Genomic DNA, 13,030 nt, shown 5'->3' with positions numbered 1-13,030 from the left:
TCTTCTCTAGTAAAATGCATTTTTCATGCGCTTGCTCTCATTGATTCTTTTGCTTTTGATATTTGCCTTCGGTTTTCTTCTATACTATGTAACAGAGCCCTTTTTCTTTCCTGGACTTCCCATTTTCCACTGCAAAGCCTCATGGTATGTAGATAGTCTTACTGCTTCGGGAGAGCATTATGATTTTTTGGCGCTCTCCGCAGCACACAAATCCCTTCCTCTTGGGAGCTATGTCGTTGTGAAAAACATCCGGAACCATAAAACGGTTCTTGTCAGAATTAATGACCGAGGGCCTTATGTGGCAGGTCGTTGCCTGGATTTATCCAAGAGAGCCGCATGGCGGCTGGGCATGTTGAAGGAGGGAGTAGTTGAGGTGCATATGCAAGTGATCTGGCCTCCTCCCTTCATCAATAAGAACCTGAAAAATGTCGATCGATAAAACCTAAAAAGGATGCAGTCAAAAAGAGTTCCTATGCTTTTAACCCAAGACCTCATCTGGATAACAAGCCGCACTAAGAAGACTTAGAGAATTCAATAGTCTTTGTAGCAATCCATAATGCTGGCTCGATCAGTAATTCAAAACGAATACCGAATCATAGCCTGAACCCAAAAAGGCATTTGAAAAGCCGCATATTCGAGGTTTGCCGTCCGTGCTGGAGTAAATCCAGGAGCCCCAGCAATCCAGTAATGATGATCCGTAAAATTGTAGAACCATATTCTTGCTTCCCAGTTAGAGAAAGTATAAAAGATACTGGCATTGAGCGTATACCAAGCAGGCGCCCGGACCGAATAATCGTAAGAAAGGAATTGTCCTCCTTGAGTAATAGCCCAGAGGGAAATTCCAAGGCCCCAATCAAATTTGTAGCTGACCATGAGATTGCCGTATTCTTTGGGAAAACCAATAAAAGGATAGATTCCTGGAGCAAGAGAAACGATCGTGCTTACCGGCAGTCCATAAAGAGCCGCAACAGTTGCAGAATAAGGGGTGAAAGTTGTCGGACCAACGCCATTAGTGTTCGTCCAGTTTTCGTAACCCTGCATATAATTAAATCCAAAACTAACCCAAAACCGACGAGTCGGCTGATAATTTCCTTGAAGCTGAATGCCTTCAACGGTAGCGGAAACCGTAGGAGTCGTTCCTCCCGGCAATACAAACGCAGGGATAAACCCGGTTTGCGCGTAAGCCGATAAACCTAAAAAGAAAGTGTCGTGAAGCAGATTAAACTTTGTCCCTACTTCATAAAGGGATTGGGTCTGATGATAATAGGTGGAAGTAAATTCTGGAGCAAAGCTGCCAAAGATCGATTGGGCTGTCGTTTGACCAAAATAATACGTAGCATAACAGTTCATCCAAGGAAACGGCCTATAGGTAGGGCTGATGGTTAGCTGAGGAAGCAAAGCACTCATGGAAGTAGCTTCATAGGCCGTGAAGGGATAAAGAAGTTCGGGAGGCGTACCAGAGGGCGGTTGCGCATTAACGAAATAAGCGTCTAACCTGCCACCTAAAAAGAGATTAAACTTTTCCCCTACATGAATGATGTCCTGTAAAAATGGAGAAATCTCATAAAAATTACACTGAGTGGAAGCAAAATTGTCTACGTTAAAAAATTCTCCCGGATAGCCAGGAATGGGAATATCGGTAAGAAATGGATTGTTATAAGCTGGGCTTATTGCAAGAGCATAGGGAACGATCGCTGGAGCCTGCGCTTGGGTTAGTGGCTGGATCAAGTTTGCCTGATTACTTACCGGATGCCAGCTTCCACTATATTCCAAGTCCGTTAAAAACCGAAAAGCCAATCCCACGTCCACATTGTGCCAACACTCCTTAGCCGAGTGTTCTTCCATAAAAAGCAGTTCTAATCGATCTTCCACATTATATCCATAGGGCATAACGACCCAAGTTGGATCTGGAACAGGTTGAGAAGCGTTGGCCTGATAGAACTCAAAAAGGCTGTTATTTATCAAGGAAAAATCTTCAGTCAACTGCACCGTCGTTATGGCTTGACTTACGGCATACAGCTGTTTGGAAAAATCCAATGGGGTATCAAAAAGATTGGTCCGACTACTTATTGGAACCAATGGTCCCCAGTCGATAGCGTAACCAAAGCCTGGAGGCGGAGTCCCTCTGCCCGGATGAAATTGACCGAATGGAGCCGAAGGGGTAACCGGAGGTGTATAATAGCCGATCCAGGACCCGCTTTGATACAAACCAGAATCTATAAGGGATTGAGTTGGCCGGTTGATTCCTGCATAAGGCAAAAAGCTGTTCCAGTCTATTTCCCCATTCCAATCGATACGAACGGATTCCATGGGTTTCCAGCTTAAAGCCAAATACCCACATTGGCGATTCAAGTAAGAGCCGTTATAATAGTTAAACGGTCCATAGCCTTCCTGCCCAAAATAATCTAACCGGTAAGCCAGTTTATCTTTTTTGATTGGCCCTCCTACATCCAAATTCCAGAAATTACTCCCATACATGCCAATGGTATAATAAGCATCTGCATGCAAACGATCAAAAAAGGGCTGTTTGGTCACTTCATTGAGATAGCCTCCAGCAAACTCTTGCGGCCCATAAACCAGGCTGACGGGCCCAGTGACCAAATCCATTGAATCATCAGCGTTCACATTCAAAAGAGGTCCCCAATTCCCTCCGCTTGAAAAGCCAACAAGCATGCCATTTCGAAACGCAGTCGCAGGCAGGCCTCTGACCACCGGTTCGCTCACAACGTTGCCTGTAGCCTGAGTAGGATTAACCGAAGGGCTAAAGGCGACCAGATCATTGACCGATTGTAGCATTACTGTTTTAAGCTGTTCTTTAGATACAACTAACACATCTCTAGGAATGTCGATCAGGGAAAGGTCCGGTCCGTAGACCGATGTGGTAGTCGAAGCGTTGGGAAGGGATGAGGAAGATGGTTGTTCAGGAGAAGCCACGACAGTCACTTCAGGAAGGGTTGCTACAGTTTCGGAAAGAGCAGAGGCTTGTTGGGCTTGGATGAGCGAAATGGAAAAAGAAAAATAACTAATGCAAAGAAAAATAAAAGGAGGGGTTAAAAAAAATCGCATTGTAAAGGAAGTTTTGGACAAAATACATAAAGGTTGCCTTGAAGAGCTAACAGTGGATTGCTTAATTTTTAACTCTATTTTGCTATGTAAATTCGACAAGCATTGTCCTAAAATGAAGCCTATTAATGAGCAGGTTTATAAGAGGAAGAAAAAAAACAAAAATTCTTTATAATCCTTCTAGCAACATTCTAAAGTAAAAATGCATTTTAGAATTTATAGGGCCTTGAGAGGAAACCTTATAGAATGAATCTAATTGAAGAAAAAATTATCCGTTTTGGCTATTTCGACAAAGACTATTACTTAAAAAACTATCCAGAAGTCAGTTTTTCTGGGCAAACTCCCTTCGAGCACTATATGGAAATAGGATGGAAAGAGGGGAAAAACCCGAGTCGGTTATTTCATACAAGATGGTATTTACAAAATAATCCAGATGTGGCAAATAGCGGCGTCAATCCTCTAGTCCATTATCTTGAATGGGGTATTTTCGAAGGAAGAAAACCTGTTCCCAATTTTATTTGGAATACTAGAATGGATTATCCAAAATACATAGCCAATTTACTAAAATGCTATGACCGGCAAACAGCAATGGCTTTAGCCGTAGGAAATGAGTTTGACTATATCAAAATGGGAAATACCCTCTTAGATCTGACCATCCAGTGGGGCAAATTGAGAAAAGGCAAAATGATCCTCGATGTAGGATGTGGTTCGGGAAGGTTAGCTTACGCATTAGCTCAATCCGAAATGGCTGAGCAAGTGCATTATATAGGAATGGATATTGTTCCCGAACTCTTAGAATACGCTAGGGATAGATGTAATCGACCAGGCTGGGAATTTTTGTTTCACAACCAGTATAAATTTCCTCTTGAAGATAACTCAGTTGATCTAGTTGTTTTCTTTTCAGTCCTCACCCATCTATTGGAAGAAGAAGGTTTCATTTTCTTAAAAGAAGCTAAAAGAGTGCTTAAAAAAAATGGCAGAATTCTATGCAGCTATTTGAGCATTTTAGATGACATCCATAGAAAGATGTTTATCCAACGAGTCAACTCCATGGAACAGGGAAAAGATGAACTCTTATTGGATATTTACCTAACGCCAGAAGTATTTAAAGAATATGCCCAAATGCTAGAGATGCAACTGATCTACAACGATCCGTCTCAATGTGGTCAATATCTCTGTGTTATGGAAAAAAGTCAGGATTAAGACAACTAGTCTATTCTTTCTATTCTTGTGGAACTTGTTCCTATTGATTCCAAGGATTCTTCCTTCTAGGAGGAAAGGCCAAAGTATAAGGACATTCTAGAGAAAGACAGGGATTATAAAAAGGATCCTCACTAAGAACTTTCCCCCATTTTTCACGCCAGTATACCCATTCTTTTTTGGAATATTCGCTCGCTTGACGGCCTCTAGACACTGATTCATGATGAATTAATTCGGCATAAGGTGTCCAGCTTATCCAATAGCCTTTACTGATCAGTTTGCAGCATAAATCCACATCCCCAAAATCGATTGTTAAATTTTCATCAAACTTTCCTACTTCTTCAAAGACTTCTTTTTTGATCAACATACAGGCAGCAGTCACACAGCCAATATTTTGTTGGAGCAAGGCATTGGAAAAATAACCACTATATTCTCTGCTAAAGCCAGAAAACCTGTGAGCAGCCACTCCGCCTACGCGCAACACTACTCCTGCATGCTGGATCGTGCCTTGAGGATAAAAGAGTTTAGCCCCCACAGCCGCTATCTCTGGACGGCAGATATGCCTCATTAATTCGGTTAGCCAATCGGGATTGATAACTTCTAAGTCGTCGTTAATAAATCCGATAATATTCGAATCCACCTGTTCAGCAGCCCAATTGTTCAGCTTCGAATAGTTAAAAGGGCTCTGATCGTCATACAATACCCTAAGCTGAGCTCTCTTTTGCAGCTGATCAAGATAGGTGGTTATCTCTGGGCTCGTACCATTAGGACCATTGGCAACAATTAAAAGTTCAAAGTTTTTGTAATCGGTCTTAAAAAGAATACTTTCTATGCAATCTTTCACCAAGGAATGTTTGAAGGCAGAAAGCATGATCAAACTGACTTTGGGATACGGTTTTGGTATATCGTAGAGGATACGATGATATTCGAAATATGGCCCCGCCGGAAGGACTACTGCCTTGATCTGTTTTCTTGCTAGATGATCCACTATGGCACTTCTTGCCGATTTTGCAGCATAAGGTTTTGTGTGGATGTCCAAAGCTGTTGAACCCGATACTGCACGCCAATGATACAAAACATAAGGAATGTGTCTTATAGCTTTATCTCCGACCTGTTCCCATACCCGCAAGGCTAAATCCCAGTCTTGCGCCCCTTCATAACCGATTCGAAACCCTCCAACCTTCTTTACCACCTCCCTTCGGTAGGCTCCAAGATGACTAATAAGGTTTTGAGATCGGAAAAGATCTGGATTCCAATCAGGTTTAAAAAAAGGATCATACCGCTTGCCCATTTCATCAATTTTATCTTCATCACTATACAGGATACAGACTTCGGGGAATCTATTAATTTCTTCAACGAGCATATAAAGGGCATGCGGAGCAAGCAGATCGTCCGAGTCTAGAAGTACAATGAATTCTCCTTCCGCTAGTTCCAGGGCACTGTTTGAATTGGCACTCATATGACCGTTGATCTGCCGGAATGTTACCTTGATTCTTGGATCTTTCCTGCGATAGTCTTCCAAAATTCGTCGTACTGCTGGATCTGATGAAGCATCGTCAGAAATGCACAGCTCCCAATTCGAATAGATCTGATTTCTGACCGATTCAATCGATTCAATAAGATATTTTTCTGGTGTATTGTACACGGGCATTAGAACCGATAAGAGTGGTTGAATCGATAATTTTGTAATCCTCGCTTTTATTTTTTCTTGGTCTTTGGGTGAAATAGAATCAAAAAGCTCTAGCCAATGTTGATAATAGGAATTAATGGTTTTTTTTCTTTTCGTTTTCTGAACAATAACAATAAAACTTCCAAGCTTAATCCATTTCCCCGAATCTTTTTGAGCTTTAATGACGACATATTTGACACCTCGACTCAAATCACAGAAAATCTCAAAACCGCAATCCCTCTGGATCGACAGTTCCCGCGAGAAATACTGCTGCTCTACATCCGGTCTTTCAACTATTTCAGCTTCAAAGACGCTATTTTTGCTCTGGGCAATTATTCTCTTTGCCCTTTTGCCTTCGGGTCCAAAAAACCAGCCTGAAACATACAATAGCCTATCCTTTAGAAACAACACCTTGCTTTTGGGATTTTCTATCAAGTAATGAACTTTTTTTGCTTCGCTTAACGAACCCGTCCTCATACTTGTTCCTATCGTCCTTCCAATTACAACCTCTCAGATCTCCACTCCTCAGGAAGAAGAGTAACCCTGGGTGGGAAAGAGAGTTTATAGTAGGGAGGCTTGAAAGACAAATTGGGGTTGTAATAAGGATCTAGCGGGAAAACAGGCCGCCATTTTTTTATAAACTTCGAGTTTTCTTCCGACCACAGGGCATACTGCTCAGCTATGTCCGCCATCTTCGATACCGACTCGTAATGATAAAACTCAGCAAAGGGCGTCCACACTATCAAATAGCCCCTCTGCCTCAATCGTAAACATAAGTCTATGTCGTTTAAATCTATCGCATAACTCTCGTCAAAGCCCCCCACCTCCTCAAAACACTCCTTCCGCATCACAACACAAGCCGCCGTCACCGCACTCAAATTCTGCTCAAACCAAAGATAGCCCCCCTCCGCTGCCTCCTCCTTCCTCACATTCCTAAGCCTATGATCCGGAATCCCCCGCTCCGCCAATATCACCCCAGCATGCTGTATCGTCCCATCCGGATAGTACAGCATCGCCCCTACCGCCCCCACCTCAGCTCGCATCGCATGCCCTACCATCTCCTCAAGCCAATCCCCTGTAATCACTTCTAAATCATCATTCAACAACGCCAATACCTCCCCCCGCGCCTCCCTCACCGCCGCATTGTTAATCTTCGCATAGTTAAATGGCTCATCCGGATACACCACCAGTCGCACCTTCCCCCCCACCCCACTCAACCCCTCCAAATACCGCTCCACCTCCGCATTCCTCAGTCGCTTCTCATTCACCACCAACAATAACTCGTAGCGATCATAACTCGTCTTGCTCATTACACTCTCTACACAAGGCCGAAGATAAGCAAGCTGACACTTCGAAGGCATCACTATGCTCACCAATGGCTTCGCCTCACCTACCCCATACCGTATCCGCCACCCTCCCCTCATCCTCTCTATCCCTTCCACTCCTACCCCTCGTCGCTTACAATCCCTCCACACCACCTCCTTCTCCACCCCCTCACTCCCTACCCCCCCTCCAGCTTCCGCTTCCCCTCCTCGATGACACAGCACATAAGGCAGATGACAAACCCCACGCCCATCCACCTTCCCCACCGTCATCCTTAAATAAAGATCCCACTCCTCTGCCCCCTCCAACCCCTCGTCAAACCCTCCCACCTCCATCGCCTTCTGCTTCCTAAAAACCACAGGCCGCCCTAAATAGTTCACCGACCTCAATAAATCATAATTAAACCCAGGCTTGAATACCGGACTGTACACCTGCCCCCATCACTCCGCCTATCCTCATCCCCAAACAGTAAATCCAACGCCTTATCCCCCTGAAGCGCCTCCACAAATACGTACAACGCATGCGCTACTAGCTCCTCCCCACTGTCTAATACCATGCAGTACTCCCCACAAGCTTCCCTTAACCCAGCCTCCTTTGCCTTCACCTTCTCTGGATAGCTCAACTCTATGATCCTTAGCTTATCCTCCCCACCTACACCCCTAAGCTCCTCTATGGCCAGTTTCCTGCCCCCATACAATACCAAAAGCACTTCCCACCGCTCATACCACTGCCCTACTACCGACCGGAGACTCGCTAAGACCCCCTCTAGCCTGTCCCCTAACCCCACCCCCATTATTATCGAAAAGAATGGCTTGTAGACAAACCCGCTAAGACGCCCCCTCAATAGCTCCTCCTCCCTCCCCATTAACTGACCGTAGCAGCTGAACCATTTTTGGTAGAGCTCTTTTTCTCTTCTGTCCTCCTGAACTTTTAGGCTTGCAAAGAACGTTGCTAATTCAGCCACTTGTCCAGACAGAAACTCTACTTCTATACTGTATTGCTTTGGTATATCTTCTAAAAAAGCATAGCCTGCAAACCCACAACGAGTGTCTTTGACAAAGGGGTAATCTTTCTGAATCCCCTGTCGGCAAATCTGCTGGCAGGGATATTTTCTAGTAGGTGTTTTGATCTGGACTACTCGAGGTGGATAGCCATCCTTGTCTACGACATAGCCACTTATCTCGATATAGTGCTGGGTCGAAACGACTTCTTTTTCAAGAGGCTTCTCAATATTATAATATCCAACTAATTGGTGCTTATTATTATAGAGCGGGTCTAAGCAATACTTCTTCGACCAAACGTAGAGAATAAATTTCTTTAGCTTTATTTTCTCTCCATTCGAGAGTTCAGCAATCACTTCAACTTCTTTTAAGCCACGGCTCAATTCAATGCAGCTTTCAAAACCCACCGCCTGTTCTACAACCATCCCTTTCTGAGCATAGAGTCTTTGGACATCCCCCCTGTCTACTCTATTTGCAATAACTTGTTTATCATTCCACTTAATAAGGATCTGATTAGCTTTTCTACCATAACCATCAAAAAAATAGCCGCTAAAGCAGATTTTTCTTTCTCTTACGACATGAAATCGATGCTTTGGGGATTCGATCGAAAAGAAAAAGCTTCGGTTTTGATTCATCGATTCTGGATCTTTTGGAAGAAATTATAAATCCACTAATGAATGATTAGAACAAAGTTGATCGTAAGAATAAATACTATCGGTTCTAAATCAAAAATAAAAAACGAAAAAAAATCTTTTGTATAATTTTTTGATCCAGCAAGCTATGGGCTATTCCTGCATGCAATCCTTCTATTAAGTTATCACCTTCGGGCAGTTGATTTTTCCCAATCCTCTTCAAATGCAGTATATTGTTGAGCCTATTCTAAGCGATGGATTAATAGCAAAAGATTGGTATAAATCATTCAATCCTAAGAAGAACTTAAACACCAATAATCAACTAATAAGAGATTTAACCCTGGGTGGGAAAGAGAGTTTATAGTAGGGAGGCTTGAAAGACAAATTGGGGTTGTAATAAGGATCTAGCGGGAAAACAGGCCGCCATTTTTTTATAAACTTCGAGTTTTCTTCCGACCACAGGGCATACTGCTCAGCTATGTCCGCCATCTTCGATACCGACTCGTAATGATAAAACTCAGCAAAGGGCGTCCACACTATCAAATAGCCCCTCTGCCTCAATCGTAAACATAAGTCTATGTCGTTTAAATCTATCGCATAACTCTCGTCAAAGCCCCCCACCTCCTCAAAACACTCCTTCCGCATCACAACACAAGCCGCCGTCACCGCACTCAAATTCTGCTCAAACCAAAGATAGCCCCCCTCCGCTGCCTCCTCCTTCCTCACATTCCTAAGCCTATGATCCGGAATCCCCCGCTCCGCCAATATCACCCCAGCATGCTGTATCGTCCCATCCGGATAGTACAGCATCGCCCCTACCGCCCCCACCTCAGCTCGCATCGCATGCCCTACCATCTCCTCAAGCCAATCCCCTGTAATCACTTCTAAATCATCATTCAACAACGCCAATACCTCCCCCGCGCCTCCCTCACCGCCGCATTGTTAATCTTCGCATAGTTAAATGGCTCATCCGGATACACCACCAGTCGCACCTTCCCCCCACCCCACTCAACCCCTCCAAATACCGCTCCACCTCCGCATTCCTCAGTCGCTTCTCATTCACCACCAACAATAACTCGTAGCGATCATAACTCGTCTTGCTCATTACACTCTCTACACAAGGCCGAAGATAAGCAAGCTGACACTTCGAAGGCATCACTATGCTCACCAATGGCTTCGCCTCACCTACCCCATACCGTATCCGCCACCCTCCCCTCATCCTCTCTATCCCTTCCACTCCTACCCCTCGTCGCTTACAATCCCTCCACACCACCTCCTTCTCCACCCCCTCACTCCCTCCACCCCCTCCAGCTTCCGCTTCCCCTCCTCGATGACACAGCACATAAGGCAGATGACAAACCCCACGCCCATCCACCTTCCCCACCGTCATCCTTAAATAAAGATCCCACTCCTCTGCCCCCTCCAACCCCTCGTCAAACCCTCCCACCTCCATCGCCTTCTGCTTCCTAAAAACCACAGGCCGCCCTAAATAGTTCACCGACCTCAATAAATCATAATTAAACCCAGGCTTGAATACCGGACTGTACACCTGCCCCCCACCACTCCGCCTATCCTCATCCCCAAACAGTAAATCCAACGCCTTATCCCCCTGAAGCGCCTCCACAAATACGTACAACGCATGCGCTACTAGCTCCTCCCCACTGTCTAATACCATGCAGTACTCCCCACAAGCTTCCCTTAACCCAGCCTCCTTTGCCTTCACCTTCTCTGGATAGCTCAACTCTATGATCCTTAGCTTATCCTCCCCACCTACACCCCTAAGCTCCTCTATGGCCAGTTTCCTGCCCCCATACAATACCAAAAGCACTTCCCACCGCTCATACCACTGCCCTACTACCGACCGGAGACTCGCTAAGACCCCCTCTAGCCTGTCCCCTAACCCCACCCCCATTATTATCGAAAAGAATGGCTTGTAGGCAAACCCGCTAAGACGCCCCCTCAATAGCTCCTCCTCCCTCCCCATTAACTGACCATACAAGGCAAACCATTCCCTGTAGCGATCCCTATCCCATTTCACTCTTTCTTCTCTATTAAAAGAACGGGCAAAAAACTTGCCTAGCTCAAGCTTCTTTCCACTGGGAAACTCTGCTTCCACAATGTATTCAAAGAGATTTTCTTCCAAGGGTATCCTGGCCAAAAAGCCGCACCAGATATCTTTTAGAATAGGATGATCTGCTTTCACATCGCTGCGAGCGATTGCTTTGCAGGGGAATACCCGAGTAGAGTTTTTTACTATTATAGAACTTGGAGGATTGCCTTCTTTATCAAAAACCCAACCCCTAACTTCAAGAAAAATATCTTCTGTTATTATCGGCTCTTCTGCTTGTGGTGCATCAAGACAAAAGTAAGCGGGCGGTAGGCAAACTGGATTTGCTTGCTGCTTTATCTTTGAGTGGGGTTTTGATGCGCCATAAACGACGATATAATAGCGAGCTAACCGGAGTCTTTGACCACCAGAGAGTTCAGCTAAGATGTCAATTTCTTTTAATCCGCGGCTTAATTCGATCCAGCCTTCAAACCCAACTTCTTTTTCAATCTGGATATTTGATCTCGCATACCTACTTTGGATATCTTCCCTATGCTGCGAATCGGCTAATATCCTTTCATTTTTGTATTGGAGAATAACCTGCTTGGCTTTCCTTCCAAAAGAGTCGAAAAAATAGCCTCGAAAACAAATTTTTCTTTCTTTCGAAAAAAATAACCGCCTTTTAGGCTCTTCAAGAGAAAAACAAATTTTACCGATTGGGGACATCCAAATTGAACTGATTGATTAAAATGACTTTATCTAAAAACTCTGCAAAGCATCCCGTCAATAAAATTCTCTTTTCTATAATAAGCTACTCTATCGTTTTTCTTGCTATATAAACCATTCCGCGAACAACTTACCAACAGTGATAGCTAACAAGCTAATTAATGTTTCATTAGATCTTTTTCATAAACCAAAAAGATCCACCATGCGGTTTTAATCCATCCGACTCATACTTCTGCCAAAGTTCATTAAAAATAGTAGTAAGTTCGGGCTTGGCCGCTACGAAAGCCGATGGGAAAAGAATCTCAAACTTCTCGGCAGCAAAAGCAAAGAGCACAGCTAAGACGTATGCTTCAGAATAAAACCTTTTTGCCCATTGAGGGGGATAGTCAAGGGGAAGGAATATATCATGGAGATGGATTAGAACCCCAGGTTTTATAATGGGCAAGACTTCAAGAAAAAAGACAGTTACGTCAGAAGCTTGCAACAACCTATGAGACCCATCAAAAAAAAGGATGTCGCCTGGCTCCAACCGCTCAAAAACCAACAGTCCCATTTGCTGTAAGGGAAGACGATAGACTTCATCACACAATCGATCAATTTCAGACCTGGGAGCCGGATCTATTGAAAATATTTTTGTTGACGGCGAACGTCTTTTCTTAGCCAGATAAGCAAACCGGGTTGAATTCCCAGAACCGATCTCCAAAAAAACGTTCGGTTTTTTTAGAGCCACCATCCCATACAACGCCAAGGCATCCAGGCTATCGAACCATCCATTCATCCAGAAAGGATCCGTTTCGGTCCTTGGAGTTGTCTCGATTAAAAGCAAGTCAGGCAGATAAGCCTTGCAATCAAGCAAGAACTTTTGATAAGTTTTATAACTCGATTCCAGGATATTCAATAGGATCGAATGGGGCTCTTTGCTGTATCCCCACCTGGGTTCAAGTGTTGCCCCATAAGGATACCAATCTTCGATTGACTCTAGAGGATTATCCATTTTTTTTGATTCACTCTCTTGTGCTTTTCTGCTTACAAAGACTACAAACCTGGCCATTTCGATCCTTTTGCCTGAGCCTATATCTGCGTAAAGAACGAGGTGTTTGATCCCTCTGCTCAACTCGATCTCCACCTCAAACCCACAATTCGAATCGACTGTCTTTCCCGACTGCAAAAACTTTTCTTTTACATCCTCCCGTCTGATGGAATTGGCTATATAAAGATGGTTTTTGAGCTGCACCCAAATCCCTTCAGCCTTCTGTCCATTCTGCCCTACAAACCAGCCTTTGATTTTTATGCTTCTTCCTTTCAAAAAAAGAAAAGGAAAAGCCGGTTTTTCCACCGCAAAACAATAGTCAGTCCTGTTCTTCATCAC

At 44.2% G+C, this 13,030-nt stretch carries 9 protein-coding genes; 2 read left to right on the top strand and 7 right to left on the bottom strand.

Annotated elements, in window-relative coordinates; translation table 11 throughout:
- The first annotated feature begins 25 nt into the window (after positions 1-25).
- Entirely contained in the window at positions 26-439 is a 414-nt protein-coding gene (locus kam1_RS01290; protein ID WP_052250536.1) for a septal ring lytic transglycosylase RlpA family protein, read from the top strand.
- A gap of 137 nt (positions 440-576) precedes the next feature.
- Here the strand turns inward: kam1_RS01290 and kam1_RS01285 are convergent, their stop codons facing one another.
- Positions 577-3,066, bottom strand: coding sequence for a TonB-dependent receptor (locus tag kam1_RS01285; protein ID WP_039721986.1), 2,490 nt, complete (start codon positions 3,064-3,066; stop codon positions 577-579).
- Between the two features lie 243 nt (positions 3,067-3,309).
- On the opposite strand from kam1_RS01285, the gene kam1_RS01280 reads away from it, so the two are divergent.
- Positions 3,310-4,266 (top strand): class I SAM-dependent methyltransferase, encoded by a 957-nt coding sequence (locus tag kam1_RS01280; protein WP_039721987.1) that lies wholly within the window; start codon positions 3,310-3,312, stop codon positions 4,264-4,266.
- A gap of 40 nt (positions 4,267-4,306) precedes the next feature.
- Here the strand turns inward: kam1_RS01280 and kam1_RS01275 are convergent, their stop codons facing one another.
- The 6 genes from kam1_RS01275 to kam1_RS01250 all read right to left on the bottom strand — a co-directional run bounded on the left by kam1_RS01275 (position 4,307) and on the right by kam1_RS01250 (position 13,027).
- Positions 4,307-6,409, bottom strand: a complete 2,103-nt coding sequence (locus kam1_RS01275) for a glycosyltransferase family 2 protein (protein WP_052250537.1) — start codon at positions 6,407-6,409, stop codon at positions 4,307-4,309.
- A 23-nt stretch (positions 6,410-6,432) separates the two neighbouring features.
- Positions 6,433-7,635: a glycosyltransferase family 2 protein gene (locus kam1_RS01270; protein WP_143958196.1), complete on the bottom strand. Its 1,203-nt coding sequence runs from the start codon at positions 7,633-7,635 to the stop codon at positions 6,433-6,435.
- 5 nt (positions 7,636-7,640) lie between these two features.
- Positions 7,641-8,891 carry a glycosyltransferase family protein gene (locus kam1_RS01265; RefSeq protein WP_143958195.1) on the bottom strand — a complete coding sequence of 417 codons (1,251 nt, stop codon included), beginning with the start codon at positions 8,889-8,891 and terminating at the stop codon, positions 7,641-7,643.
- 315 nt (positions 8,892-9,206) lie between these two features.
- Positions 9,207-9,791: a glycosyltransferase family 2 protein gene (locus kam1_RS01260; protein WP_172616749.1), complete on the bottom strand. Its 585-nt coding sequence runs from the start codon at positions 9,789-9,791 to the stop codon at positions 9,207-9,209.
- A 25-nt stretch (positions 9,792-9,816) separates the two neighbouring features.
- Positions 9,817-11,661: a glycosyltransferase family protein gene (locus tag kam1_RS01255; RefSeq protein WP_143958193.1), complete on the bottom strand. Its 1,845-nt coding sequence runs from the start codon at positions 11,659-11,661 to the stop codon at positions 9,817-9,819.
- 169 nt (positions 11,662-11,830) lie between these two features.
- Positions 11,831-13,027, bottom strand: a complete 1,197-nt coding sequence (locus tag kam1_RS01250) for a class I SAM-dependent methyltransferase (RefSeq protein WP_143958192.1) — start codon at positions 13,025-13,027, stop codon at positions 11,831-11,833.
- Positions 13,028-13,030: the final 3 nt, after the last annotated feature.

This window comes from Methylacidiphilum kamchatkense Kam1, assembly GCF_007475525.1.
Classification (GTDB): domain Bacteria; phylum Verrucomicrobiota; class Verrucomicrobiia; order Methylacidiphilales; family Methylacidiphilaceae; genus Methylacidiphilum; species Methylacidiphilum kamchatkense.
Note: the sequence above shows the minus strand (reverse complement) of the source record. Positions and strands in the feature narration are given on the sequence as shown.

What these genes read in the sequence shown, in the direction of transcription:
- kam1_RS01290 (WP_052250536.1), top strand. Translation starts at nt 26, where the DNA reads ATGCGCTTGCTCTCATTGATTCTTTTGCTTTTGATATTTGCCTTCGGT.
- kam1_RS01285 (WP_039721986.1), bottom strand. Translation starts at nt 3,066, where the DNA reads ATGCGATTTTTTTTAACCCCTCCTTTTATTTTTCTTTGCATTAGTTAT.
- kam1_RS01280 (WP_039721987.1), top strand. Translation starts at nt 3,310, where the DNA reads ATGAATCTAATTGAAGAAAAAATTATCCGTTTTGGCTATTTCGACAAA.
- kam1_RS01275 (WP_052250537.1), bottom strand. Translation starts at nt 6,409, where the DNA reads ATGAGGACGGGTTCGTTAAGCGAAGCAAAAAAAGTTCATTACTTGATA.
- kam1_RS01265 (WP_143958195.1), bottom strand. Translation starts at nt 8,891, where the DNA reads ATGAATCAAAACCGAAGCTTTTTCTTTTCGATCGAATCCCCAAAGCAT.
- kam1_RS01255 (WP_143958193.1), bottom strand. Translation starts at nt 11,661, where the DNA reads ATGTCCCCAATCGGTAAAATTTGTTTTTCTCTTGAAGAGCCTAAAAGG.
- kam1_RS01250 (WP_143958192.1), bottom strand. Translation starts at nt 13,027, where the DNA reads ATGAAGAACAGGACTGACTATTGTTTTGCGGTGGAAAAACCGGCTTTT.